This is a genomic window from Alteribacillus sp. JSM 102045, from assembly GCF_041949975.1.
In the GTDB taxonomy this organism is placed as follows: Bacteria; Bacillota; Bacilli; order Bacillales; family Marinococcaceae; genus Alteribacillus.
Genome location: NZ_JBHFQG010000042.1, coordinates 1 through 26,324 on the forward strand (window position 1 = coordinate 1; position 26,324 = coordinate 26,324).

Here is a 26,324-nt window from a genome sequence, read left to right on the forward strand (position 1 = left end):
GGCTTCAAGCGTTATGATCGTTTAAGGTTACGTGTCTTATTACATCACCAATATAAAATAACGGAATTTCAAGTAGGATAAAGGAGTAGGAGTAAGGCACTCCTACCCCAACATTTGACATAGAACCGTTAAAATGAAAAGAGGTAATTATATTGTTAGTAAAAAGGGGAGGAGGAATGTCAATGAAAGATTTGATATTTATAATATTTCTGCCCTCTGTAACGGTTATAATTACGATGATTACAGCTTTGTCAATGCAATGGATGCTTGAAAAAGAAGTGAATGATAAACAGCCTTTTTTCACATTTCATGTGGTAAATATAATTTTTATGATTATGATGTTTGGTACAAGTTCCATTGTCTTTCATGGTATGGTATTAGAAGCGCTGCAATCAAAAGGATGGTTAACTACGTTTTTATATGCCTACGTGTATCCTCTTCCTTTTATTATTCTTCTGTACACTTTAACAGTCCCTCTTTTCCGGTCTTACTTGCAGCCTTATCGTATGCAAAAAAACAGCAACATCATCTACTTAAAAAAACAACAAAACAAGAAATAAAATATTTTACTGGAGTGTTAACAATGGCGAAAAAGAAATACTATGTTGTTTGGAAAGGAAGAAAACCAGGTATTTACAGCAGCTGGGCTGAATGTGAAAAAGAAGTGAAAGGGTTTCCGGGTGCCTCCTTTCGATCCTTTCTCTCAAAAGAAGAAGCAGAACGTGCGTTTAAGGGAGAAAGTACTACTCCTTCTTTAAAACAAAACAGTAATCAGTCGTATGTAGAAGATAGTGTGTCAGTGGATGCTGGCTCCCATGGGAATCCAGGATTTGTAGAATATAAGGGAGTGTGTACGAAAACCGGAGAGGTTTTATTTTCGCATCCAGGAGTAGATATGGGCACTAATAATATGGGAGAATTTCTAGCCATTGTTCATGCCCTTGCTTATTTAAAAGAGAAAAATAGTGATAAGCCAATATACACTGATTCAGGGACTGCAATGAATTGGGTGAAAAAAAAGAAAGCAAATTCGTCTTTAAAACGAAATAAAGAGACAGAAGAAATTTGGCGTTTAGTAGAACGTGCGGAAAATTGGCTTAAAAAAAATGAGTGGTATAATCCTATTTTAAAATGGAATACAAAAGAATGGGGAGAGATTAAAGCGGATTACGGAAGAAAATAATTATCGCTACGTTTAATAATTGACGGACTATGGGTGTATGTAACAACGTGGACAGGAGAATGATGAAGGAGTGATTAATAGTGAGTAAGAATATAGCAACAGTGTGAACTAACATGTTTGAAGACTCCGAGTATACAAACTCGAAAGAAGCGTTTGAAAGGAAGGGCACCAGTTAACTGTCATTGAGAAAGAAAAGGGGAAGACAGTTGAAGGGAAAAATGGAGAAGCAAAAGCTACCGTAGATGCTGCTATAGATGAAGTGGACCCTTCTGATTTTGATGCTTTATTCATACCAGGAGGATTTTCTCCGGATATGTTGAGAGCGGATGAACGATTTGTTAAATTTGCTAAGCACTTTATAGATGAAAATAAACCGGTTTTTGCAATATGTCATGGACCGCAGCTTCTCATAACAGCAAAGGCACTAGAAGGACGCAAAGCCACTGGCTTTACCTCGATATTAGTTGATCTTGAGTACGCGAAAGCAGATGTGCATGATGAGGAAGTGGTAGTCTGTCATAACCTTGTAACAAGCCGTACTCCTGATGATTTACCAGCGTTTAACAGAGAATCTCTAAAGCAGCTCCAATAATTCGTTTTAGAAAGGGCAGTCATCTTAGGCTGTCCTTTTCTTATAAGGTAAGAAAGTATATAATTTGCGCTTTGATGTCTAGCTTCAGCGCCCAGGCTCTCGAAGGCCCATGTAGAAGGAACTTCTGCTAATGGTGTGAACGTCCTGTTCACAACGCAGAAGTCAGTACCTCCTGTACAAGCTAGTTCGACGTTGTCACAGGACTTGACGAATTTAGCCAAACGTCATCTTTCTTAGGCGCTTGCGCTTTTCTTAAGCAGATTTACAGTATATAAATGAACGAAATGATATAATTTAAGGTAAAAGTAGGAAGGAGGGGGAATTTGGCTGAGCAAACGAAATTAGCTACATTTGCTGGAGGATGCTTTTGGTGTATGGTCGGACCCTTTGAAGAACTCGAAGGGGTCCTGTCAATTACCTCTGGATATACTGGAGGCGATATTCAAAACCCAACCTATGAAGAAGTATGTTCAAATACAACCGGCCACGTAGAAGCGGTGCAAATAGAATATAATCCTGCACAACTATCGTATCAGGAATTATTAAAAACTTTTTGGAGGCAAATTGATCCTACTGATAAAGAAGGCCAATTTAATGACAGAGGAGAATCATACAAAACAGCAATATTTTATCACGATGAGTCCCAAAAAGAAGAAGCTGAAAAATCGAAAGAACAACTTGATAAAGAAGGTCCATTTAACGAGCCTATTGTTACACCTATACTTCCTGCTAAAACATTTTATCGAGCGGAAGAATACCATCAGGATTATCATAAGAAAAAACGCTTTCACTATTTAATGTACCGAAAAGGTTCGGGCCGGGAAGGATTTATTAAGGAATATTGGGGTGAGTAAGAATGTCATATGAAAAAGAAGATTTAAAAAAAAGACTGAAGCCTATTCAATTTGAGGTTACACAAAACAATGGAACAGAACGCCCATTTGAAAATGAATATTGGAACTTAATGGATGAAGGTATTTATGTAGATATTATTTCCGGAGAACCTTTATTCAGCTCCATCGAAAAATTTGAATCTAACTGCGGGTGGCCGAGTTTTACCAAACCTCTTAACGAGGAAAGCCTTGTAGAAAAATTTGATACTTCTTTTGGGATGAGAAGAACAGAAGTAAGAACAAAGAAATCCGACTCTCATCTTGGTCATGTTTTTCCTGATGGGCCTCCACCCGAAGGATTAAGGTATTGTATTAATTCTGCGGCACTAAAATTCATACCTAAAAATGATTTAGAAAAAGAGGGGTATGGTGAATATAAGAAGCTGTTTGAGAAGTAGCAGAAAACACAAACAGGTTTAGCTTTTCCTGCAAAAGGGTAACATCTCTAATATACAGCATGTTTTGGACAGAATAAAGTATTTTTTCACACTCAAAAGAATTTCTATACTTCAAATCAAGGAGGAAATATTAATGGATGCAAAAATGCAAGAACTAATTGACGGATTAAATGAAGATTTAGCTAACGAGTATGCAGCAGTAATCATGTACAACAACTATGCTGCTGTTGTTTCTGGTTTATACCGCCAGGTTTTAAAACCTTTTTTTGAGGGAGAAATTGCTGATGAGCAAGGCCACGCCCTTTATTTAGCGGAGAAAATTAAAACATTGGGCGGCACTCCAACAACGAAACCAGCTGATGTAAAACAAACAGAGGACGTAAAAGAAATGCTTGAAAGTGCGCGCCAATCTGAAGTAGATACCATTGAACGTTATAAAAAACGGGCTAAACAAGCTGATGAATTAGGTTTAATTGAACTGCAAATTAAATTAGAAGACTTGATTGCCGATGAAACGGGCCATATGGAAGAAATGGAACGTTTATTAGACGATCCTCGTCTTCAATAATAGCGGAAGTAAGGCTGTTCTCTCTATCTTTGATGAGGGAACAGTTTTTTTGTTGTTTAGGAAATTATGTTTTTACAAGTTGTGGATACTATCTCCATATTGTTTGATCCGCGTCTAGCTTCAGCGCCCAGCCTCTCGGGGTTAAATAACCTCCAGTCATTAAAGGCAAAGAGCGCCTTTAGTGACTGGAGAACATTTACCTGTCGAGGCTGAACAGAGCGCTTGCGCTTTTGTTCTACAGGTAAAAAGTGTAAAATTATATTAATTAACAAAGACTTATAACATACACACCGTATGAATACCATCACAAAACGAATCGATAAGCAGTTTTTTAATGGAGAGGTATTAAGGCATGATGATGAATAACTACGATATTAAACAATATGTGGAAAAATATAAGTTACCCAATAAAAATGTGAAATATGAATGGGTTAAATGTCATGACACTTTTCTATTTCTACAATTGTTTTCTCCTTCTCAATCAAAAGAAGAAAATGAAACTGTTCTATTACTTCATGGTTTCTTTGATCATACAGGAACCAATGCTTCATTAATTAAACATTTGCTTGGTCAAGGGTTTCATGTAGCTGCTTTTGATTTACCGGGGCATGGTCTTTCGGGTGGAGAACGTTACCAGGTGAATTCTTTTCAGGAGTATCAATTTGCCCTTCACTCTATTTTAGAGACTTTAAATGTCTGGGAAATTCAAAAAGTACATGGAATAGGACACAGTACAGGAGGGGCTATCTTAGCTGATTATTTATTAGCGGGTACTCCTGCATTATTTAAAAAAGTTGGCTTAGTTTCCCCGCTTATCCGTCCGAGCCAATGGTGGGTGAGCAAGTTATCGGCGCCATTGTTATCCGTATTTCTAAAAGAGTTACCCCGGAAGTTTCGTATGAATGCAGGAAACTCTTCTTTTATGAAAAAAATAAAAGAAGATCCACTGCAAGGAAAAGTTGTGTCCTTAAAATGGGTAAAGGCTATGTTTGAGTGGGAAAAACAATTGAAAACTAACGATCCAATTGATCGAAACATACTTATCATTCAAGGGACAAAAGATCAAACGGTAGATTGGAAACATAATATGGACGCTTACCATCAGTTATTCCCTAAAGCTAAACGAATTCTCGTCGATAATGGAAGTCATCATTTATTAAATGAAAGAAAAGCTCAAAAGGAAATCGTTTACCAACTGCTTATTAAATATTTGAAAAGCCAAGGGTAACAAGGTTTGCATAAAATAAAAAACGCGGCGTTTCCAATTTATATGTTTAAACGCCGCGTTTCTTAGTTATTTTGCATATTTCATTTCTTTTTCTTTATAATCTTCTAACTCTTCGACATATACTTCTTTTGCTTTTCTTTCATCCAGCTTTTTCTCTATTTTGCTTATAGCAGCTGGATCACTCATGAGTTCTTTTTTATTTTCACTTATTAGTTCTTCTAGGGTGGAGCGTATAGGTTTTCTCATTATCCAATCCTTCCTTTATATAATTTTCTCATCCATCCCCATTATAACGAATAAAAAAACGTCAAGGGGAATATAAATGTTAATATTTTTTGAAAAGTTGAAATAAAAAATCAAAATCTTTATTCATAAAAATACATTTTAAATATGAGCTCGTTTTTGTAATCGCTTACATTAACAAAGGTTATTTACAAATCATAAAAGCGATGTTAGAATATTTACAACTTTATCTCGATGAAAATACAACAGTTTTTCCAGGGTGTTCAAATGTCTATTAGAGAAAGCATTGCAGTCGTGTCGAGATTATTCAAAAAACACAAATGTCAGAATTTTCGTTCAGGAGGGGAGAGGGATGACCGTATCTCAAAAGAGAGCTATTGACAGTATGGAGAGGCAAATTGACGAGCTAAACACAAAGTTAAAACTTCTCAAGCATGGCAAAGAAGAAAAATTTGAACAAGTTGAAACCGATGATTTCATAATAGAAGTATATAACTAATTGTTAATATACGAATGTTTAGCTGCTATGAACGTTAAACATTCTTTTTTTTTGAATAAGATAACGTCCAAGAGAAGATTAGTTATATAATAGGAAGAGCAGGAAAGGAAGGAGTAATAGTATGGGAAGCCATATGCTGAAAACAAAGGATATTCACCAAATCACTCTGCCTACCCCTTTTTTAGTGGGACCCGTACATGTATATCTAATAGAAGGAGAAGCCTTAACACTCGTTGATAGTGGGCCTAATACAAAAGAGGCGTGGGAATTACTGAATAAAGCATTAGAAAATCGAGGCTATCAGCCTAAGGATATAGAGCAGGTTATTTTAACACACCATCATCCAGATCACACTGGATTAGCTTATCGTTTTACGGAGACGGCAGAGATAAAAGGGCATTGGAAAAATAATTTTTGGCTTGAAGGAGACGCTGATTTTTTTATCCAAATCATATCTTATTTTAATAATTTATATGATTGTTTAGGCTTACCCGAGAGGCTGAAAGATAAAATATTAGAAGAACATAAAAGCTATATCCGCTTAACAGAAAAAACTGCGCTTCGTACCAGTCTTAATCACGGCGATTTAATTGATGGCTTAAATGGATGGAAAGCAGTCGAAACCTCCGGGCATGCACAAACACATATTTCCTTACTAAGGGAAGAAGATGGATACTTTATTGGGGGAGATCATATTCTTGGCCACATCTCCTCAAACGCAATTATTGAAGCTCCTTATCCTGGAGAGAAAGATCGAAGCAGATCTTTACTTCAATACCGAGAGGCATTAAACCGCTGTAAAAGATATCCGATTTCAAAAGTATTGCCCGGCCACGGTGAGATAGTAGAGGATGTCGAGGAGTTAATAAATAAACGCTTAAATAGTCAAGACAAACGTGCAGACCAACTGCTGCAATTATTAAATGAATATGGCGCTATGAATTGTTTCAGTTTGTGCAGGCTGTTTTTTAAAGATACGGTAGAAAAACAACCTGCGTTAACAATGTCTGAAATATTGGGACACTTAGATTTATTAGAGGAAAAGAATTTAATTACTGCTAAGTTAAAAAATAATCAGTTTTTTTATTACCTAAATAATTGAATGGTTATTCATTCATTTTTAGTTGGAGGGAAATAATAAAATAAAACGAATAATGATGCTTCATTGGTGGTATGAAGATACTATATAATGTATATAGAAGTCACACAAGTTTAGAAGGAAGGTGCAGAAGTTATGGAAGAAAAGCAATCGCGTTCGCGTCTGGGGCTTAAAATTGGTTTAGCAGTCGGAGGAGCTTCTGCTTTAGTGATAGTTGGAAACCGGCGTACTAGACAGAAAATAATTGACGGTACTAAACAGACTGCCACAGCTATTAATGAAGCAAGTAAGTTTATTTCCGAGAATAGAGAAGAAATTATCTCTCAAGTAAAAACGGCATCTAACCAATTATCTGATTTATTAAAATCTGCAAATGAAGATATCCAGCTAATATCTGAAAGAGCAAATCACTTAAAAGAAACGACATTAAACGTAAAAGAAACAACTCAAAAAACAGCTGAAGAACTAAAAGAATTAAAAGAAAAAGAAACAGATATAGAAGAAACGAAACAATTAGAGCAAGCAGACAATGTAGAAAGACTTCCGACCAGCCATAATGTTACAAAGGAAATGTAACATAAAGGAGTTGTCTATTAAGGCAGCTCTTTTTTTATTTTAAAGTATTTGTTTAAGTGTCTATGTTAGCGGGGTGGAAAGGTTGAATATTTTTTAACTTTAAGCGATCTAAAAGGCTTTTCTTTTAAACATTAAGTTTATGTTCTTTTTTTTGAGGAAATATGGTTGATATAACGTTTTGATAAGTCTGCAAAAGGAGGCACTGGTTATGGGATTATTGGAAGAGTTAAAGAACTATAAAAAACAACATGATGATACAGGTATCCTGACTATTTATTTAAATACTGATTTTGGAGAAGGCAGTCAGCATAAAGGAGAATGGAAAATCCGCTTAAAAAATGGGCTGAAAAAAATTAAAGAGTACGTAGAAACTAGCGGCACCCAAGAAGAACAAAAAACATTTAAAAAGTTAGCTGATTTAGCCGATCAGCATATATACGATCAACAAATGAATCTGCAAAAAAGTTATATTTTTATGGCTTCTGCTGATGGGAATTTCCACGTAGAAAGAATTCTTCAGGTTCCTGTAGAAACTGAATTTCATTGGGAGAAAAAGCCTGTGTTAAATCAGTTAGAAGAGATGCAGTCCAGTTATCCTGCTGCAGGTATCGTCATGGTACAAAAAAGTGACGTGCATTTTATAGATACAGCACTTGGTGAAATCCGAGAGGAAAAACACTTCAGCTGGGAAGTAGAATCTGAAGATTGGAACCAGTATGAAGGAAATTCAGCCACAGAACGAATATCCTCTGGTTCTACGCAAGTAGATGAAGTCCAACAGCGATTTGAAGAAAACCGTCAGCGCTGGTACAAAAATTTAGCTCCTGTTTTGGATAAAGAAGTAAAGAAAAGAAATCAGCAAGGAATTTATCTTGTCGGTAACAAGGAATCCATTCGAGATCTTGAGAAACATCTAGGTGCAAAAGTGATAGATAGTATTCCTAAAAATTTGACTTCAAAATCTTCTCATGAAGTACTAAACAAAGTCTATGGTGAAAAAGTTCGATAAACAAAAACCGGGCAATCTAATGCCTGGTTTTTTTATTGTTTAGGAAATTATGTTTTTACAAGTTGTGGATAACTATCTCCATATTGTTTGATCCGCGTCTAGCTTCAGCGCTCAGCCTCTCGGGGTTAAATAACCTTCAGTCATTAAAGGCAAAGAGCGCCTTTATTGCCTGGAGAACATTTACCTGTCGAGGCTGATCAGGGCGATTGCGCTTTTGTTCTTAATAAAAACATAAACAGCAGCTTTTCTGTGACTAAAAAAAGCAGAATACAATAAAAAATTTAATTAATCTGTTACTATTGAAAGAAAGTGCAATGGAAATAAATTATTTTTAATCGTTCCCTTGACGTATCTGTTTCATTTTCTTAAAAATAGAGGGAGTTAATTCAAAGCAGAGGAGAGAACACATATATGGAATTTTCTATGAAAGAACATGGTTTTTCTACAGATACAGAGTTTGGCAGTCTAGATATTTCTTCAAATGCTGAATATGGTTTCAGACCTTATCAATTGCTTGTTTCTTCGGTAGCAGTATGCAGCGGTGGCGTACTAAGAAAAGTAATGGAGAAACGAAGACAATCCGTTAGAGATATTAAAATAAATGCAGACGTGAAAAGAAGCGGAAAGGGAGCTGATGAAATACAGGAAATCCATCTTCATTTTATTATTGAGGCTGAAAATGTAACAGAAGATCAAATGAAAAAAAATATGGAATGGACGAAAAAAAATTGTTCGATGGTACAGTCCGTAAAGGACAGCATTCATATTACAGAAACTTTTGAATTAAAATAGTTATATTATGGAAGAAAATGTTTAAAGATAACAGCGCAATGAGTTAGAACAGGGGAGAAAAAGATGGGAACCGAAAACAAACAAATGGATTTCACAGAAGGAAGCATCATGAGAAAAATGATTCTTTTTGCTACTCCCATCTTTTTGGGAAACCTTCTTCAAAGTTCCTATCAAATTATTGACAGTTTGTGGGTAGGTAATCTAATTGGAGCAGATGCCCTAGGTGCCGTATCTATTTCTGCCACCATTATTTTTACGATACTTTCTTTTATTATAGGTATAAATAGTGCAACCCTGACCGTGCTTTCACAAAGAACAGGCGCAAATGATAGTGAAGGCTTAACAACATCGCTAAATGCATTTGTATTCGTTTTAGGCACACTTTCGATTTTTTTAGGTGTCGCAGGATATATTTTGTCTCCGTATATACTCTCATGGATGGGAACCCCAGAAAGCATCTTTCCTATGGCATTAAATTATTTAAGAATAAATTTCATAGGGATCATTTTTTTGTTTGGCTATAATTTTATAGGCACTATACTTCGTGCCATCGGAGACAGTAAAACGCCTCTTCGCTTTATTTTTTTAGCGGTGGTACTTAATACAATCCTGGACCCGTTATTTATAGCCGGCATGGATCTCGGTATGGAAGGCGCAGCTTATGCCACGGTTGTTTCTCAAGGCAGTGCTTTTCTATTTGGTATTATTTATTCCATAATAAAAAAGGGTCTTCCATTCACCATTCCAACACCTCCGCCATGGCCAGAATTTAAAAGAATTTTTAAGCTGGGACTGCCTTCGGGATTTTCGATGATGGCTATTTCAGGCGGCGTACTTGCTATTATGACAGTCGTTACTTCGTTTGGGGAGACTGTAGTTGCTGGGTATGGTGCGGCACAGCGGATAGACAGTGTGATTATGATTCCTGCTACTACATTAGGTTCTGCTATTACCAGTATGGCAGGACAAAATATAGGAGCAGATAAATGGCACCGGGTAAGCGACATTGCCAAAAGCGGTCTGATATTAATTTTTAGTGTCTCGTTAACAATTGGCCTCTTTGTATTTTTGTCTGCGGGACTGTTAATGCGTATGTTTGTGGAAGATCAGGCAACGATTGATTTTGGTGCCGCTTATCTTAGAATGATTGCCTTCTTTTATCCGTTTTTAGGTATTAATTTTGTACTAAATGGAATTGTTCGTTCTTCAGGGGCGATGTTTCAAGTACTGATTCTTAATATTATTTCTTTCTGGGTGCTGCGCTTTCCACTTGCCTGGGCTTTCTCCTCTCTCTATGAAGAAAATGGTATAGCTATTGGTATTGGCCTAAGCTTTGTTGTGAGCAGCATCATAGCTGCAGCTTATTATCGATTGGGAAAATGGAGAGATATTAATATTTTTCATGACGAGAAGAAAGAAACAGACAAAACAGGAGGAAATGAATGAGCAGCCCGGTACATGAACAAAAACGGCAATTACAATACTTAAAACAGCGAGTTCGTTTAATTCAAGAAATGATAGAACAGATGGAACAAGCAGAATCCCATGATCGAACTGAGTTAAAAAGGCTTGATGAGATGTTGGCACAAATAAGACGGAAAATAACCCAATTTAAACAAGACTGGGATGGAGAGGAGAGGTAGCGGTATGGAAATTTACTTGATCAGGCATGGAGAATCTGAAGGAAATAGAGCTGCTAAATTACAAGGCTGTGAAGACTTCGCTCTTACTCTGAAAGGAAAAAGGCAAGCAATGAAGCTAGGGGAATATCTTTCTGAAGTTGAACTTGATTACCTATACAGCAGTGACCTGGCTAGATCATATGAAACCGCAAAAGCTATTGAAAAGCATCAATCCGTCCAAATTAAGGCTTCTAAAGATTTCCGGGAAATAAATTTAGGTCCGCTGCAAGGCAAAACAAGAGAACAAATATATGAAGAATATCCAGAAGTAAAAAATAAAAATTTACTTCAGTCTGGACTTAGCGGAACAGAGACAGATGAACAAATAACAGCAAGGTGCAGGCATTTGTATAAAATATTAACGGAAGTAAAAGAAAATGAGAAAGCTGCTGTAGTTTCGCACGGAGGGTTTCTGACTATCTTCTTAATGTATTTACTGGCTGGGGAACAATGGAATAAACTTCACCGTCCTTTTCGCCTAAACAATACTGGAGTGTCCAAATTAAGCTGGAAAGGTGATAAACTTTCTATTCATTACATAAATCAGTATCATCATCTAGAAGACAATAGAATCATGAATTATTGAATAGAGATGGGGCTGTCTCAAAAGGTTAGTTGGTCATATAGCAACTGGAATATGCGAGAACTTCGCGTCGGGAAAAAGGGCAGTGTGAAGACCCCGCAGTGAGCGGTTTTTGCTCACGAGGAGGCTGAGCCGTCCCCCGCGGCAAAGAAGACACTACGAGAACGAGCAAAGAGAGTTGGAGTAGATGTCGCACTTGTGCCCTGAGGGTGAAAGCGAGTATATTCCATTTGCGTTTGCCGAGAACTGACTTATGAGACAACTCCATTCTTACTTTTACCCGTTATATTCAATTGGAGAACCTGGGCCAAGGTCTATTCCGAAAGCCATCCATACAATTAACATTAATGTCCATGTGATCATGAAAATAATAGAGTAAGGCAGCATGACAGAAATCAAAGATCCAATTCCCATCTTTTTATCATACTTTTGAGCGAATGCAATAATAATTGCAAAGTAAGTCATTAACGGTGTAATAATATTTGTAGTGGAGTCAGCCACACGATAAGCCATTTGAGTAAGTTCAGGTGAATAACCCTGCAGCATCATAATTGGTACAAATACTGGTGCCATGATCGCCCATTTAGCTGATGCACTTCCGATAAATAAGTTAATAAAACCAGTAATAATAACAAATGCTATGATTAAAGGAATTCCACTTAGGTTAATAGCGTCAAGAAATTCTGCGCCATATACACCGAGCAAAAGCCCCATATTTGTTTCATTGAAATAGGCGACAAATTGACCAGCTGTAAACGCAAGAACGATAAACATTCCCATGGATGACATCGTTTCTGAAAGCTGGTTTGCAACATCTTTGTCGTTTCTAATAGATTTTGTCACGATACCATATACTAAACCAGGCACAAAGAACATAATGAGTATTACAACTACTAATGAGTTCATAAATGGCGATTGTACAATAGCCCCGTCTTCCCCGCGTAAAGGGGCATTGGCAGGAACAATTAATAAAGATAGTAAAATCGCCGTAACAAGAGTAGAGACTCCAGCCCAGAGCATGCCTTTTTTCTCTTGTGAAGTAATTTCCTGCAGTTCTTCTGAGTAATCTCCTTTATAAGCTCCGAGCCTCGGCTCAACAATCTTTTCACTTACCAATGTTCCAACAATCGTTAAAAAGAAAGTGGATACAATGATGAAGTAATAGTTCATTGCATTGTTCATACCCTCTGCGTATGCAGCATCAATTGTAGCGGCCGCTTGCATTGTTAATTCTCCAAGCATAGGGTCTGTAGCTGAAAGAAGTAAGTTGGCGCTGAATCCAGCAGATACTCCAGCAAAAGCTGCAGCAAGTCCAGCAAGAGGGTGTCTTCCTAATGCTGCAAAGAGCATCGCACCGAGGGGTGGAAGCACGACATAGCCTGCATCAGAAGCAACACTTGACATGATACCTGCAAACACCAAGCCGCCTGTAAGAAGGAACTTAGGTACTGATAAAACAAAACTACGCAGTAAAACACTAATAAGGCCAGTGCGCTCAGCAATACCGATTCCAATCATCGTTGCAAGAACGACTCCGAGCGGTGCAAAGTTAATAAAATTCTCAACCATACTTGTGAACATGTATTCAATGCCTTCATTTGAAAGGAGGTTAGTGACAGTAAGCATTTCCCCTTCTTCTGCCGGATCTTCCACTTGTAAGCCAGCATTAGATAGAATAGCAGAAGCAATAACGACAAGGATAGCTAAGATAGCAAATAAAGTAATTGGGTGAGGCAGTTTGTTCCCTACCTTTTCTATAATGTCCAGTGATCTTTGGACAACCCCCTGCTTTTCATTTTGATCAGCCATAATGTATTTCCCCCTTTTGAAAATTTTGACGACAGATAAAACTGAAAATAATTATACCAAGATATTATTATAAATATAAAATATTATAATTGAAATACTTTTACTTTGAATTTTAATCTTTTTAATTGCAAATTAATTACAATATTTATGAAAAATTTAATTTAATAAAACACTCCTTTTACCATTGTAAGCGCTTATCAATTGTTATTTGTACCATTAATTATTTAGAAATGAAACCCTTTTAAGGCAAAAAAATTTTCTGATATAAAATATGATGAAAACTAATATAACAACAAAAGGAATTATTTTGTATAGAGCAATTATTAATGCGAAAACTAACAAATAAAAAATCGGAGGAGTGTCTTGTGAAGCGTATTGTTTTTATTTTCTTATTTCTCGTCTTGACTATGACTTTTTCGTTGGAAAATGTTTTAGGGGAAGAAATATACAGGTGGAATTTTAAGCCTGCTAAAAATAACCAACCATCAGATACAGAAGAAATTTATAAAGAAATGCTCAATAAATATGGTGGTTTTTTCATTGGAGATCCTAATAGTAAATCATTATATCTAACATTCGATAATGGTTATGAAAATGGGTATACTGCTGATATACTCGATGTTTTAAAAGAAAAGAATGTCCCAGCAGCTTTTTTTGTAACTGGTCATTATTTGAAATCTGCTCCTGAATTAGTTAAGAGAATGAAAGAAGAAGGCCACGTTGTAGGCAATCATTCATGGCATCATCCAAGCTTGCCGGAAATAAGCAATAAACGTTTGGAAGAAGAACTCGGTAAAGTTAAAGAAGAATATGAACGGATTACTGGTGAAAAAGATATGATATATTTAAGACCGCCGCAAGGGACTTTTAATGAAAGATCTTTGGCTCAAACACAACAATTGGGATATATTAATGTATTTTGGTCGTTTGCTTATGTGGATTGGGAAACTAATGGACAAAAAGGACCCGGCCATGCTTATAACAGCATCATGCGAAGGATCCACCCTGGAGCGGTTATGCTTTTACATTCGGTATCTGAAGATAATGCCGAAGCTTTAGAAAAAGTAATTGATGAATGTCAAAGCGAGGGCTATACTTTTAAAAGTCTGGATGAATTAGTGTTAAATATTCCTTAAATAACAGCAAAAGGACGGAAGCTCATTACTGCTTCCGTCCTAAGTATGTGTAAGGACTTATGTAAAAAGTTTACCTAATTCAGAGGCAACTGTTTCTAAGGTAGAAACATCTGTTACATCAAATACAATCCATTGTTTGCTTTTCACTACTAATACACCAATTTCATTCTTTTGATTTTTTATCGGAAAAGCAAGCTGGCTTTGTATGTTTTCTCCCTCACTGGCCGAAGCATGGAGGCGGGATTCGTCTTTTTCATGTAAGTAAATTCCTGCCCAATTAATATAATCCACTTTTTCACACAAAGTATTTACAGTTTGGTTTAAAGTGTTGGAAATAGTGTTTGATCGATATGCAGAAGCCAATATGTGAATGGAAGCTAGGTCTGTGGCTATAGACAATGGAATCCTCCTTTGCGATTTGGATTGATTCTATTTTACCAAACGATAAAAGCTGTACGGACTAGTAAGTTTAGGAAATGAAAAGAGTGATGGTATAATGAAGTTATGAAGGAGGGCTATCGTATGTGGAAAGTAGAAAAGATGCTGCCAAAAAATTATAATTACAAACATTTACTGCAAAGAATGAAGACGGACCCACTAATAAATATTGACTCATCCTTACATTCCTTGCGCCTGCCAATAAAAGAAGGGAATGTAAAAGAAGGAATCTTAGTGCGGTTTTTTGAAACATCTTCAGGGATAAAAGCTGAACTAACCGGTGAAAAAATCACCAAAGAATCAGCTTATCATCAGGCAAATAATATTTTTATGTGGGAGCGTTCTTTAGATACAATTAGTGATTATTTTAAAGGTACAGATTTAGCCCCTCTTTTCCAACGTTTTGCTGGTTTTCCGCTTGTTCGGGACTTTGAAACATATGGATGTTTAATGAAAACTATTATTCACCAGCAGCTCAATATGAAATTCGCTTATACGCTGTCTGTAAGATTTGTCCATACTTATGGAGAAGAGGCAGACGGAGCATGGTTTTATCCATCTCCAGAAACAGTAGCAGCATTAGAACCTTCTGATTTACTTCAGCTTCAATTCAGTAGAAGAAAAGCAGAGTATGTTATAGACACTTCAAAGCTTATTAAAGAAAAGAAGCTGCGATTGAATGAGCTGCTGCAAAAAAACGATGAGGAAATTATTCAAGAATTAACAGCTATCCGTGGAATAGGACATTGGACCGCTCAATGCTTTTTATTGTTCGGATTAGGGAGAGAAAATCTTTTACCGGCTGGAGATATTGGTGTTCAAAACGGGTTGAAAAAACTTTGGGAAAGAGATAAAAAACCTTCTGTAGAAGAAATTAAGCAGCGTGGGGAAAAATGGTCTCCTTATGCAAGCTATGCCTCTCTTTATATATGGCTGAGCACTGAATTTCCCGACGAGTAATCATGAACTCATATTTTGAAATGACTTGTTCATATTAGTCTTAATATTCGGTCTATAATTGAAAAAGGAGGGATGGACATTGAGCGGAAGAGATATTGAAACCTTTCACCGTCGGTTTAGCTCGTTAGAAGACTTTGCGGATCATATAAGTGAACTATTAGAAGGTCCGGTTACCATTGAAGATGCTAATCACAGGCTACTAGCATACAGCACACATGAAGAACATACGGATTCAGCTAGAACTTCTACAATTATTGGAAGACGTGTACCGGAAAAAGTTATTAATAAGCTATGGAAAGAGGGAATTATTCCATCTCTTCATCAACATAATAAGGCAATACATATTAAAGAGATTAAGGAAATTGGCTTAGGAACTCGTATGGCTGTTACTATAAAAAAAAATAAAGAAGTACTGGGCTACATTTGGGTTTTAGAAGGAAAACGAATTTTTAATGAACACGAAGCATCAATGCTTGAAGCCGCTGCATCCAAAGCAGTTACGCAATTACAGAAAGTTGACTATAGAAAAAAAGAACGAGAAAAAAACAGTCAAGAGTTGTTTTGGAGATTATTAACAGGTGATAATGTAGAAGAGGAAGCTGTTAAAAAGGATATTTTAAGCTGGTTTCCACAACTTCCTGCTGCCTTTTCGGTCATTATATTTTACACGGATGGAGAGTTTAGTGATAGAGTTCATAAGAACATTGCGTATTTAACAAACACCTCACAAAAAGTAAAAAATATTTTTCATACGAGCGATCAAAATATGATGATTTTGTTAGTAGAGCCTCTTTTCAAAGAGCCCAAGGAAAGAAGCATTCGTTTGTTTGTTAAAGAATGTATGCATTTATTAAAGGAAAGGTTTAACATTGAACAAATAACTGCAGGGAGTGGAGAAATTTGTTTTTACTTTTCGGAAGTGAAAAACAGTTATCAAAAGGCTTTGGAAGTTATTAAGATAAATCGTAAACTTCCAGTTGATAAGGAAAAGTATATCTTTTATCATGAATTAGGTTTTTATAAGTATGCTGATCTCTTAATCGATTATAAAAAACAAGAAAACTGTACGGAACCAGTCCTGCAGTTGTTGAAGTCTTATGATCAAAAAAACAATACCGAATTGTTTAAGAGCTTGGCTCTTTATCTTCAATGTGACACTAACACGAAGGAAGCTTCACAACACTTGCATATTCACGTTAATACATTAGCTTATAGATTAAAGAGAATTGAAGAGTTGACCGGATTGGATATGGATAATCCATACCAAAAGCTATCCTTACTTCTAGAAATCAGCTTAATTGAATTAAACGGCTAAAGAGCAGCGATTTGTGTTTTTTCACAAATCACTGCTCATAATTTTTGGGATGAACACGAGGAAGGTGCCTGGTTTTTTCTTCTATAATAGCAGTAAGAATAAAATGCTGGGGGAATATAAATGATTATTGGAGTACCTAAGGAAATTAAAAATAATGAGAACCGTGTAGCTATAACACCAGCAGGGGTAGAATCTTTTGTAAAAGCGGGACACGATGTATTAATCGAAGATAAAGCTGGCAATGGAAGCGGATTTTCAAATGAGGAATATAAAAAAGCAGGTGCAAAAATTATAGAAACCCCCGAACACGTATGGAATCATGCCGAAATGGTTATAAAAGTCAAAGAACCATTGGAAGAAGAATATTTTTACTTCCGTGAAAATCTTATCCTATTTACTTATCTTCATTTAGCAGCCGAACCAAAGCTTGTTAAAGCTCTAACAGAAGCAGGAGTTGTTGCAGTAGCTTATGAAACAGTCGAAAAAGACGGCACTCTTCCTTTATTAACTCCAATGAGTGAAGTGGCAGGAAGAATGGCTTCTCAAATCGGTGCTCAATTTCTTGAAAAGACAAAAGGCGGGAAAGGTATATTACTTTCTGGTGTACCGGGTGTAAAAAGAGGGAAAGTGACTATTATTGGTGGAGGAGTAGTCGGTACAAATGCAGCAACAATTGCTGCCGGTTTAGGAGCTGAAGTTACTATTATAGATTTGAATCCACAAAAACTTCGCGAGATAGACAATATGTACAGCGGCAGTATACAAACGGTAATGTCTAATCCAATGAACATATTTGAGGAAGTAAAATCATCAGATCTTATAATAGGAGCTGTTTTAATACCTGGGGCTAGAGCCCCAAAGCTGGTGACAGAGGAAATGATTGTTTCTATGTCCCCAGGATCTGTTGTTATCGACGTGGCAATTGATCAAGGTGGCATTATAGAAACAGCTGATCGGATTACAACTCATGATGCGGCCACCTATACTAAGCATGAAGTAATACATTATGCGGTTGCTAATATGCCTGGTGCGGTGCCAAGAACATCAACGATTGCCTTAACCAATGTAACAGTTCCTTATGCTATTGAAATAGCTAATAAAGGTATTATTCAAGCGTCTAAAGATAATGAAGCAATAAAAAAGGGAATAAATACTGCAAATGGTTTTGTAACATATGAAGCAATAGCAAATGATTTAGGGTATCCAACACAAGCCCCGCTGGAAATTTTACAGGGTCAATAAAAATAGATGAAAAATGCCATCAGCTGTTTTACAAATTAATATCAAAAAGCTAGGAATGGAATATATGGGTACATTCAAAGCATCAGAGAGAGCAGCCTTAATCATGGGTCTGCTCTTTTTTATACTGCTAGGAAAGTATAAAATTTATTTTTATTGGTAAACAGTATAAGCAAAACTACGGCATTCAACGTACAGGACGTTCGCGAACTTAGCAGAGGTTCCTTTAACTTAGGCGTTTTTATTTAAAAGGGATATGCCGAGTTTTTCTAATATTTAATTGTAAGTGAAAATATATAATAGTATTGATAAATAATTAAAATCACTTATAATTAAAGGTGAAGGAGAAATGAGGAATAAAGAATGTATCAAGAAGAAAGAATGGAAGCAATTGTTCATCATTTAAAAAATCATCAAAGAATTAGCATTCAAGATATGTGTCATAAATTTAATGTTTCAAGAGACACTGCGAGAAGAGATGTGGTGAAACTAACGGAGCAAGGTCTTGTTATTAGAACTCATGGCGGTGTTATGCTTCCGCGTATTACGGAATCATTAAAAGGTTATTCAGAACGTTTAGAAAGGACTGCTGAGGAAAAAAAGAAAATTGCGAAGCGTGCAGCTGAGTTAATAAATCCGAATGAAGTGATAATGCTTGATGCTTCGACTACGGTCCAATTTACAGCAGAAAGTATTAAGACCAATCCGTTAACTGTCATTACCAACTCCATTGTGAATGCAGAAAGTGTATCTCATCATTACGACACAGAAATATACTTACTTGGAGGACGGTTAAATACAGAACATCGATTTTTATACGGTCCGAATACGCTCGATAAGTTAGATCAATACTATGCGGATAAAGCATTTATTGGGGTAATAGGGATACGTGAAGACGGATTTTATTATGCTCACGAAGAAGATGCTGCTGTTAAAAAGAAAATGGCAGAACGAGCGGATAAGGTATATATCCTTGCGGATCATTCTAAGTTTTATAAGAAGCACTTTTATAAAGGAATGGGTTTAGATTTTACAGATGTGATTATTACAGATATTCCTCCTTCAGAAGAGATTATAAATATGTTAAATGATAATGGCATTGAAATAATCAATGCCGAGTCATAAATGAAAATATCGGCGTAATCTTCCTTATGAAGAGCGTGACGATATAATTAAAGAAGGTCTGCACCAATTTACGGTGAAGACCTTCTTTTAAATTACCAGCGAAAAATGCAGCCGCCCCCACGGTAGCCTTGCCATTAATACAATCATTTCCATAAGATGAAATAACTAATGTATAAAAAACATTTACCCTTTAGGGGGATACCCTTTAAAGCAGGAAGGATGCGAATCATGGCTTACTATGTGTATAAAGGTGCAGTAAAGCATCCGGCTTATGAGCTTCCTTTTATACTTTACTTTGATTCTTATGAAGAATCAGTTTGTATCACTACCTATGATATTCATTCACCTAAGCCCTCGATTTGTAATTATCAATTTCCAGCTAGATCTTTAAACGATGTTCGAATACTCATAAATAAAATGGGTGCTGATGGTGATAGTGTCATATTTAAATACTATTACCTTCATTAATTTTGTTAATTGTTTCGGATAATTAAATAAACTATCAAACCAACAATTGGGAAAAAGAGTGTTCCGATCAATACAATAAGAGCAAACTCTTTACTGTTGCCTTTACGAATGGAATCCCGGTACGCCCATACGCTCGTAATGATATTTAGAAGAAATATCCCTGCTATAAATAATAATACAACTCCAAAAATTCCCATAACTTCCATTTTCTTTCCCCCTCTCTATATATTCTATAATCTAATATACGAAAAGACTCCCAAAAATGTTTCACGTAAACTGTAGGCCTAATGCTTTTTTAGAATTAAAAAAACCTCCAGCTTATTAAGCTGAAGGTGAATTTTATTAGTCGAGGTCAGCTGGATAAACACCATTTTCATCATGTACTTCACGGCCGCTGACAGGAGGGTTAAACACACACACCATTCTCATGTCTGTTTTTGCGCGAAGTAAATGTTCATCATGCTCATCAAGAGCATAAAGAGTATCAGCTTTAATTGGGTGAATTTTGTTATCACTAAGCGTTTCTACTTCTCCTTCCCCCTCAATACAGTAGACAGATTCAAGATGGTTTTGATACCAGATATGTGTTTCTGTACCTGCTCTAATGATAGTATCATGAACAGAATAGCCCATGTTGTCTTTTTTTAGAATTAAACGACGGCTGACCCAATTACCATCATCCACTTCTCGTTCAGTGCCTAGAATATCTTCTAGTTTAACTACTTTCATGTTCATTTCCTCCTACATTATTTAGATTAAGAATTGTGTAAAACTTTTTATCACAAAAGAAGAGCCTGATCCAAAGGCTTCTTTCAAAAGATCAGGCCCTCTTATGATTAGCAAAATTTTAGCGTTTCATTATGAAGTAACAAGATTTTTCCCTTTGGCAACTTCCTCAATAGCTTTTTCAAGGATAGCAAGTCCTTTATCTAATCCCTCATCATCAATAGTAATAGGAGGGAAAAGCTTGAACACTTCATCATCTGGCCCAGCTGTTTCCATAATCAGCCCATGTTCAAAACACTTCGCAGCAACTTTGTCAGCGAGCCCATCTACTTCACTGGCAATACCTTGCATAAATCCTCTGCCGCGATGAGTTCCTTTGATTTGAGGATATTTTTGAATCATGTCATTCAGGAACTTGTGAATCTTTTCAGATTTCTCCTGAACATTTTTTTCTAAACGATCATCAGTCCAGTAATTCAAGGCTTCTGTTGCTGTTACAAAAGCCATATTGTTGCCTCGGAATGTGCCATTATGCTCACCGGGCTCAAATACATCATATTCCGGATGGATTAGAGTAAGTGCAAGCGGGGAACCGTTGCCTCCAATAGATTTTGAAAGGCAGACGATATCAGGTTTAATACCTGCCGGCTCAAAGCTGAAGAAAGTACCAGTACGGCCTACACCCGCTTGAACATCATCGATGATCAACAAGATGCCGCGCTTACGGCAGACTTTTTCTACAGATTGAAGCCATTCCATGCGGGCAGCATTCAATCCGCCTTCTCCTTGAACGGTTTCAAGAATAATAGCTGCAGGTGTATCCACGCCGCTGCCATTATCATCTAATAAGCGTTCCATATATTCTATTTCCTGAGAGGTGTTTTGAATATAATTATCAAATGGCATTGTAACAGAGTGTTGAAGGGGCACACCGGCACCTTTACGTTTAAAGGCATTTCCGGTTACCGACAATGCGCCAATTGTCATTCCGTGAAACCCGTTTGTGAAGCTGATGACATTTGTACGTCCTGTTACTTTGCGGGCAAGTTTCAATGCACTTTCTACAGTGTTTGTGCCGGTAGGTCCAGGGAACATTACTTTATAATCGAGGTTTCTCGGTTTTAAGATCACTTCGTGAAATTTTTTAAGAAATTCCCCTTTTGCTTTAGAAGCCATATCCAAAGAATGGGTAATGCCATCTTCCTGAATATATTCAAGAAGCTTTTGTTTCATGTTGTCATCATTGTGCCCGTAATTTAAAGCTCCTGCTCCTGAAAAGAAATCAATATATTCCGTATTATCTAAATCCCAAAGTTTGTATCCTTTTGCTTTATGAAAAACAGTTGGAAATCCACGCACATAGCTGCGGACTTCTGATTCACGCTCGTTAAAAATGCTCAAGTCGTTTTGATTCATGCTATTTATAGATCCTCCTTAGTGGTCTATCAGCGTTAATTGTTATAGGTACAGTTTTTTATTTATCAAAAGGACCGATACGGAAAGTTAATTCAGCTTCATGTCCTTCTCCTGGAAAAAGATCTTCTGCGAAACATTCGGAAACCTCACAATTAGTGTTATGAGTACGTGCTAGTTTTTTAAACAATGCCTGTGACGGCTCATTGGAAGGTGTGACAGTAGCTTCCAAATATTTCACATCTTCGCAGGCGGTACGCTCTACGAGTTCATTTAATAGTCGGGATGCCAGTCCTTTTCCACGTTGGGAAGAATCCACACCGACTTGCCATACAAAAACTGTATCCCGTTTTTCCGGAGGGATGAATGCTGTGACAAAGCCGACTAGTTCACCTTTTTCTTTAGCTACAACACAGGTTTTAGCGAAAAACTCGCACATCATAATATATTTGTAGGAAGAATTCAAATCTAATGTTGAATTTTTTACGAGTTCCCACATGTCAGCTCCGTCTTCAACTGTTGGTTTTTCAAATGCTAATGAATCAACAGTGCTTACAGTATCAGTCATTTTCGTTTCCATCCTTTTATCACCTTCGTTTTGATTAATAAGGACCTTGATAACCTATTCCTCCTGACCATCACACTTAAACCATAAATTTTCTCATTTCATTGAGAAGGTTGTGTATCTCTGCTGTTCATGAATTAATAATAGGATGGTCAGGATAAAAGTTCAAATGCGCTTGATAAGGATTAATAGTGCTTAGTTAGGTTTAATGGGGATGGCTGCCAGTAATACTTGCCGCGCTTACATAATGCTAGCGTATAATTGGTTATACACCGTTTTTGTTAAAGTATTTTGTTTTCCATTCATTTATAAAACCTCAATAAACCCCGGTATGACAGCATTTTTTTCATTTTTAAATAATACAGAAAAAATCTGAAATTTTTGGAAGAAAAATAAGTAATCAATGATAATAGTATGCAGTGTCGAGTGTCTTTTCCTTATTAACCGGCAATCTTCTGTCAAATCATCACTGGTTGAATTAGTGGAGATAATCAGAGGTTTAAAAAGGAATAAATAGGTAATTGGATAGTATTAGTAAGACAAAATGAGGATGGGTATGGAACGCTCTCAAACAAAAGAATTAATTGAAGAGGTAATCAATGAATTGAAAAAACAAAGTTTTATGGACATAGGTGATAAAAAAGAAAGGGATAAGGTATTGGAATCTGCTGGGGAAATTTTAAAAACAACAGATAAAATAATAAAAAGCTACATACGGGTTTCAAGAGACGGCGGGGAGATTGAATGTATTCCTGCGTACCGAATCCAGCATAATGATATCAGCGGTTTCTATAAAGGTGGAATTCGATTTAGTGAGGAAGTAAGCGAATCGGAAGTAGAAAATTTGGCAATTTTAATGACCTTAAAAAACGCTTTGCATGGCCTTCCTTTTGGCGGAGCTAAAGGAGGCGTTCATGTTAATCCTAGAAAATATACAGAAAGAGAACTTAATTTAATCAGTAAAAAGTATGTTCAGCGTTTTGCATTAAACCTCGGGCCTACCCAAGACATTCCCGCTCCTGACCTGGGAACTGATGAAAAAATTATTGATTGGATGGTTGGGGAATACAAAACGATTAACCCCGGCCAGGCTTATATAGGTTCCTTCACAGGTAAAAGTGTGGAAAATAACGGTGCAAGAGGGCGGCGAGAATCAACAGGTATAGGAACCTTTTTAAGTTATTTTTATTTGTTAAATGAATGGTTCGCTGATAAAAAGGAAAACATTCCTGTGGAATATAAAGAAAGAAGTAAACAATGGCGCACTTTTGAAAAACTTTATGAAAAGTTTAAAGAAGCCGATCCAGTTGAGATAGCTGTCCAAGGTTTTGGTAACGTTGGAAGTGTAGCTGCCCTTGAAGCGTATAACTGTTCAGAGGTTAAACATAGTGTTACCGCTGTCTCAGATCAATTCGTCACTCTTATTAATAAGGAAGGTCTAAATATTGAAAAGCTGGCCGCTTATGAAAAAGAAAATAAAGGACTTCCGAAAACAACACAGCATTTAAAAGAAGCAAATTTAGAGGCAGAAATTAAAAAACCGGAAGATTTATTAACGTTTCATACAGATGTGTTGATATTTGCAGCTATTGAAGACCAGGTAACTAAGGAAAACATGCAAGACATTAAGGCCGATATATTAGTAGAAGGTGCCAATGCGCCTGTATCAGTGGAAGCAGATTTGTTTCTGCAAAATAAAGGAAAAGTTATTGTACCGGATATTTTGGCTAACGCTGGCGGGGTTCATGTATCCTATTTAGAATGGAAACAGAGCCGGGTAACAGAATTGTATTCAAAAGATCAAATATTACAAGAAATGGGCAGTCAAATGAAAGAAACTTTAAAGAAAGTATACGATGAATATTTCAAATCTACAGAACATACAATGAGATTTACCTGTTATTCGATCGCTTTAAGACGATTAATTACACTTTTATATCGTCACGGGAAATTATTTTAAACACTATAAAAACAAACGGATGGTATGTCAACACTAAACTGGACAAATATTTAAAGGTTCATAGATTTATATTCAGCCGGTGTTAAGTAATCTAGTGATCCATGAATGCGAATGTTATTAAACCAATGAACGTAGTCAAAAAGTTCAAGGTCAAGTTCGTACTGGTTAGGGAAGCTACGGCCGTGGATGAACTCTGTTTTGATGGTCTCAAAGGTTGCTTCAGCGACAGCGTTGTCATATGGCGTGCCTTTTTCACTTAAGGAACGCTCGATGCCAAAGGTTTCAAGTGCCTGTCGATGAGTTGATTTTTATACTCACTGCCTCGATCGGTATGAAATAACTCGAGCTGATGAAGATTGTATTTAACGGATGCAAAGGCACGTTGAACTAAAGCCGCGTCTTTATGAGGGCCAGCACTGTAGCCGATGATCTCTCTGTTATATAAATCGACAAGAACACAGATATAGTGCCATTTGTGTTGGACCCGAACGTAGGTTAAATCACTGACAACGACTTTCAATTCTTGGTCTTGGTCAAATTCTCGATTTAATGCATTTCCAATTTCCGAATCATTACACGTCGTTTTAGAAGGCTTATATTGAGCGATAGTATATTTGGAGACCAGCCCTTGTGCTCGCATGATGCATCCGATACGGCGACGGGATACTGTCCAACTAAGTTTTTCGAGTTCCTTTTTTATCTTGCGCTGACCATAAATATGGCGGCTGTCTCTAAAAATATCTCTGATAAGGGTTGTCAGTTCTTCATGCTGGTCATCACGGAGTTTCGCTTCATAATAATACGTACTTCTTGGAATTTGCAGGACGTCGCACATTGCTGATACGGAGTATTTGTGACGGTTGTTCCGGATCACATCTACTTTCGTCCCATGATCAGCGCGGCCTGCTTTAAAATATCATTCTCCATGGAAAGTTTTTGGTTCTCTTTCCGTAGTCGAATCAGTTCTTCTTGTTCAGGAGTGCGGTTGTCTTTCTCTTCAAAGGACCCACTAGTCTGGGATTGGCGAATCAAAGGCAGAAGGCGTCAGCTCGTATTCTTTGATAATTTCGGCTCTTGGCTTCCCGGAAGCGTACAGCTGGACAATTTGTTCTTTGAATTCTTTCGTAAAGCTTCTTCTTGCTCGTCTGGTCATATTCATTCTCCTCAGCGTTTATTTGATCTAAGTCTATATGACCTTAACGAATTTGTCCAACTAAGTGTAGCCTATCCACGGATAGTGTATAAAGAGAGCAGGAATAAATCTTCGTGCCGCATACAAAGAAGGTGACTGCCAGACCTGGCAGTCAGCTTTTTTATTGTTTAGGAAATTACACTAGCGTTGCAGGAAAATAAAATAAAAATGTCAAGCGAAATAACACATTTCTAATATTGTCAATATTGTGAATTATAACTACAAAATACATAAAAAAACCTTATAATTAGAGAGTGGTAGTCCAGTCCAAATCTCTAACTATAAGGAGATAGCATGGACAATCATACCACAAAAACTGTATTTAAGAAATACATTCATCCATTAGAAACAAAGGTAGTACAAAAAATGATAGATTCTTCCAAGACCGATCGATATGTTAAAAAGTTGGATACTCTATCGTTTATGAAACTGTTCATTCTTGCCCAGTTGAAAGGTCTATCCAGTCTTAGACGTATTAGTGAAACGGTAAAACGCAATAAAATGGCGCAACAAGAAATAGGCTTAAAGAGTATTAGTAAATCTCAACTATCGCGGAAACTTGGGGATATACCTTCAGGTGTTTTTCAGTCTCTCTTTCATCATTTAGTTTTACAATTACATCAAACATTAGGG

29 protein-coding genes and 2 pseudogenes are annotated in these 26,324 nt (G+C 36.7%); 23 read left to right on the forward strand and 8 right to left on the reverse strand.

All coding sequences use genetic code 11. The features are described 5' to 3' along the window. Positions 1-182: 182 nt before the first annotated feature. The 7 genes and pseudogenes from ACE1TI_RS18855 (at position 183) to ACE1TI_RS18885 (ending at position 4,862) form a co-directional block, all read left to right on the forward strand. Positions 183-560, forward strand: coding sequence for a hypothetical protein (locus ACE1TI_RS18855; protein ID WP_375009086.1), 378 nt, complete (start codon positions 183-185; stop codon positions 558-560). A gap of 23 nt (positions 561-583) precedes the next feature. Then, the gene (gene rnhA, locus ACE1TI_RS18860) at positions 584-1,183 is read left to right on the forward strand and encodes a ribonuclease H (RefSeq protein ID WP_375009087.1); all 600 of its coding nucleotides are present in this window, start codon (positions 584-586) and stop codon (positions 1,181-1,183) included. A 113-nt stretch (positions 1,184-1,296) separates the two neighbouring features. Then, positions 1,297-1,775, forward strand: a pseudogene (locus ACE1TI_RS18865) (type 1 glutamine amidotransferase domain-containing protein). 323 nt (positions 1,776-2,098) lie between these two features. Then, positions 2,099-2,629 (forward strand): peptide-methionine (S)-S-oxide reductase MsrA, encoded by a 531-nt coding sequence (msrA, locus tag ACE1TI_RS18870; RefSeq protein WP_375009088.1) that lies wholly within the window; start codon positions 2,099-2,101, stop codon positions 2,627-2,629. Positions 2,630-2,631: 2 nt separating this feature from the next. Continuing rightward, positions 2,632-3,066 carry a peptide-methionine (R)-S-oxide reductase MsrB gene (gene msrB / locus ACE1TI_RS18875; protein ID WP_375009089.1) on the forward strand — a complete coding sequence of 145 codons (435 nt, stop codon included), beginning with the start codon at positions 2,632-2,634 and terminating at the stop codon, positions 3,064-3,066. Positions 3,067-3,199: 133 nt separating this feature from the next. Continuing rightward, positions 3,200-3,634, forward strand: a complete 435-nt coding sequence (locus tag ACE1TI_RS18880; protein ID WP_375009090.1) for a ferritin-like domain-containing protein — start codon at positions 3,200-3,202, stop codon at positions 3,632-3,634. Between the two features lie 352 nt (positions 3,635-3,986). Next, positions 3,987-4,862 (forward strand): alpha/beta hydrolase, encoded by an 876-nt coding sequence (locus ACE1TI_RS18885; RefSeq protein ID WP_375009091.1) that lies wholly within the window; start codon positions 3,987-3,989, stop codon positions 4,860-4,862. 66 nt (positions 4,863-4,928) lie between these two features. Here the strand turns inward: ACE1TI_RS18885 and ACE1TI_RS18890 are convergent, their stop codons facing one another. Next, positions 4,929-5,108 carry an FbpB family small basic protein gene (locus tag ACE1TI_RS18890; RefSeq protein WP_375009092.1) on the reverse strand — a complete coding sequence of 60 codons (180 nt, stop codon included), beginning with the start codon at positions 5,106-5,108 and terminating at the stop codon, positions 4,929-4,931. A gap of 349 nt (positions 5,109-5,457) precedes the next feature. Between ACE1TI_RS18890 and ACE1TI_RS18895 the strand changes: the two genes are divergently transcribed. The 8 genes from ACE1TI_RS18895 (at position 5,458) to ACE1TI_RS18930 (ending at position 11,348) form a co-directional block, all read left to right on the forward strand. Then, on the forward strand, positions 5,458-5,604 hold the full coding sequence (locus tag ACE1TI_RS18895) for a hypothetical protein (RefSeq protein ID WP_375009093.1): 147 nt from the start codon (positions 5,458-5,460) through the stop codon (positions 5,602-5,604). A 121-nt stretch (positions 5,605-5,725) separates the two neighbouring features. Further along, a complete protein-coding gene (locus tag ACE1TI_RS18900; protein ID WP_375009094.1) occupies positions 5,726-6,706 on the forward strand; it encodes an MBL fold metallo-hydrolase in 981 nt (326 codons plus the stop codon). 132 nt (positions 6,707-6,838) lie between these two features. Continuing rightward, entirely contained in the window at positions 6,839-7,279 is a 441-nt protein-coding gene (locus ACE1TI_RS18905) for a hypothetical protein (RefSeq protein ID WP_375009095.1), read from the forward strand. Between the two features lie 208 nt (positions 7,280-7,487). Beyond that, complete coding sequence (locus ACE1TI_RS18910) at positions 7,488-8,288, forward strand: VLRF1 family aeRF1-type release factor (protein ID WP_375009096.1); 801 nt, start codon at positions 7,488-7,490, stop codon at positions 8,286-8,288. A 411-nt stretch (positions 8,289-8,699) separates the two neighbouring features. After that, on the forward strand, positions 8,700-9,080 hold the full coding sequence (locus ACE1TI_RS18915; RefSeq protein ID WP_375009097.1) for an OsmC family protein: 381 nt from the start codon (positions 8,700-8,702) through the stop codon (positions 9,078-9,080). A 63-nt stretch (positions 9,081-9,143) separates the two neighbouring features. Next, positions 9,144-10,526: an MATE family efflux transporter gene (locus ACE1TI_RS18920; RefSeq protein ID WP_375009098.1), complete on the forward strand. Its 1,383-nt coding sequence runs from the start codon at positions 9,144-9,146 to the stop codon at positions 10,524-10,526. Continuing rightward, a complete protein-coding gene (locus ACE1TI_RS18925) occupies positions 10,523-10,723 on the forward strand; it encodes a hypothetical protein (RefSeq protein WP_375009099.1) in 201 nt (66 codons plus the stop codon). Before ACE1TI_RS18920 ends, ACE1TI_RS18925 begins: the two co-directional genes overlap by 4 nt. Positions 10,724-10,727: 4 nt before the next feature. Next, on the forward strand, positions 10,728-11,348 hold the full coding sequence (locus ACE1TI_RS18930; RefSeq protein ID WP_375009100.1) for a histidine phosphatase family protein: 621 nt from the start codon (positions 10,728-10,730) through the stop codon (positions 11,346-11,348). 273 nt (positions 11,349-11,621) lie between these two features. Here the strand turns inward: ACE1TI_RS18930 and ACE1TI_RS18935 are convergent, their stop codons facing one another. Continuing rightward, complete coding sequence (locus ACE1TI_RS18935; protein WP_375009101.1) at positions 11,622-13,154, reverse strand: AbgT family transporter; 1,533 nt, start codon at positions 13,152-13,154, stop codon at positions 11,622-11,624. A gap of 326 nt (positions 13,155-13,480) precedes the next feature. On the opposite strand from ACE1TI_RS18935, the gene pdaA reads away from it, so the two are divergent. Continuing rightward, positions 13,481-14,290 (forward strand): delta-lactam-biosynthetic de-N-acetylase, encoded by an 810-nt coding sequence (gene pdaA, locus ACE1TI_RS18940; RefSeq protein WP_375009102.1) that lies wholly within the window; start codon positions 13,481-13,483, stop codon positions 14,288-14,290. 57 nt (positions 14,291-14,347) lie between these two features. Here the strand turns inward: pdaA and ACE1TI_RS18945 are convergent, their stop codons facing one another. Next, the gene (locus tag ACE1TI_RS18945; protein WP_375009103.1) at positions 14,348-14,689 is read right to left on the reverse strand and encodes a GAF domain-containing protein; all 342 of its coding nucleotides are present in this window, start codon (positions 14,687-14,689) and stop codon (positions 14,348-14,350) included. Positions 14,690-14,812: 123 nt separating this feature from the next. Here ACE1TI_RS18945 and ACE1TI_RS18950 point away from each other — a divergent pair, with 123 nt between their 5' ends. From ACE1TI_RS18950 to ACE1TI_RS18970, 5 genes are all read left to right on the forward strand, one after another. Next, positions 14,813-15,688 (forward strand): DNA-3-methyladenine glycosylase family protein, encoded by an 876-nt coding sequence (locus ACE1TI_RS18950; RefSeq protein ID WP_375009104.1) that lies wholly within the window; start codon positions 14,813-14,815, stop codon positions 15,686-15,688. A gap of 79 nt (positions 15,689-15,767) precedes the next feature. Next, positions 15,768-17,003: a PucR family transcriptional regulator gene (locus ACE1TI_RS18955; protein ID WP_375009105.1), complete on the forward strand. Its 1,236-nt coding sequence runs from the start codon at positions 15,768-15,770 to the stop codon at positions 17,001-17,003. 120 nt (positions 17,004-17,123) lie between these two features. Continuing rightward, positions 17,124-18,245, forward strand: coding sequence for an alanine dehydrogenase (gene ald, locus ACE1TI_RS18960; RefSeq protein ID WP_375009106.1), 1,122 nt, complete (start codon positions 17,124-17,126; stop codon positions 18,243-18,245). 360 nt (positions 18,246-18,605) lie between these two features. After that, a complete protein-coding gene (locus tag ACE1TI_RS18965; protein ID WP_375009107.1) occupies positions 18,606-19,367 on the forward strand; it encodes a DeoR/GlpR family DNA-binding transcription regulator in 762 nt (253 codons plus the stop codon). 228 nt (positions 19,368-19,595) lie between these two features. Next, complete coding sequence (locus ACE1TI_RS18970) at positions 19,596-19,835, forward strand: hypothetical protein (RefSeq protein ID WP_375009108.1); 240 nt, start codon at positions 19,596-19,598, stop codon at positions 19,833-19,835. 5 nt (positions 19,836-19,840) lie between these two features. Here ACE1TI_RS18970 and ACE1TI_RS18975 read toward each other — a convergent pair whose 3' ends face one another. The 4 genes from ACE1TI_RS18975 to ectA form a co-directional block, all read right to left on the reverse strand. Continuing rightward, positions 19,841-20,032, reverse strand: coding sequence for a PLDc N-terminal domain-containing protein (locus ACE1TI_RS18975; RefSeq protein WP_375009114.1), 192 nt, complete (start codon positions 20,030-20,032; stop codon positions 19,841-19,843). A gap of 145 nt (positions 20,033-20,177) precedes the next feature. Continuing rightward, complete coding sequence (locus tag ACE1TI_RS18980) at positions 20,178-20,564, reverse strand: ectoine synthase (RefSeq protein ID WP_375009109.1); 387 nt, start codon at positions 20,562-20,564, stop codon at positions 20,178-20,180. A gap of 129 nt (positions 20,565-20,693) precedes the next feature. After that, positions 20,694-21,977 (reverse strand): diaminobutyrate--2-oxoglutarate transaminase, encoded by a 1,284-nt coding sequence (ectB, locus tag ACE1TI_RS18985; RefSeq protein ID WP_375009110.1) that lies wholly within the window; start codon positions 21,975-21,977, stop codon positions 20,694-20,696. Between the two features lie 58 nt (positions 21,978-22,035). Beyond that, entirely contained in the window at positions 22,036-22,554 is a 519-nt protein-coding gene (gene ectA / locus ACE1TI_RS18990; RefSeq protein ID WP_375009111.1) for a diaminobutyrate acetyltransferase, read from the reverse strand. Positions 22,555-23,095: 541 nt separating this feature from the next. On the opposite strand from ectA, the gene ACE1TI_RS18995 reads away from it, so the two are divergent. Then, the gene (locus tag ACE1TI_RS18995; protein ID WP_375009112.1) at positions 23,096-24,499 is read left to right on the forward strand and encodes a Glu/Leu/Phe/Val family dehydrogenase; all 1,404 of its coding nucleotides are present in this window, start codon (positions 23,096-23,098) and stop codon (positions 24,497-24,499) included. A gap of 50 nt (positions 24,500-24,549) precedes the next feature. On the opposite strand, the pseudogene ACE1TI_RS19000 reads toward ACE1TI_RS18995, so the two are convergent. After that, a pseudogene (locus tag ACE1TI_RS19000) lies at positions 24,550-25,652 on the reverse strand (IS3 family transposase). A gap of 333 nt (positions 25,653-25,985) precedes the next feature. On the opposite strand from ACE1TI_RS19000, the gene ACE1TI_RS19005 reads away from it, so the two are divergent. After that, on the forward strand, positions 25,986-26,324 hold a 339-nt coding region (locus ACE1TI_RS19005; RefSeq protein WP_375009113.1), incomplete at its 3' end, for a DUF4372 domain-containing protein.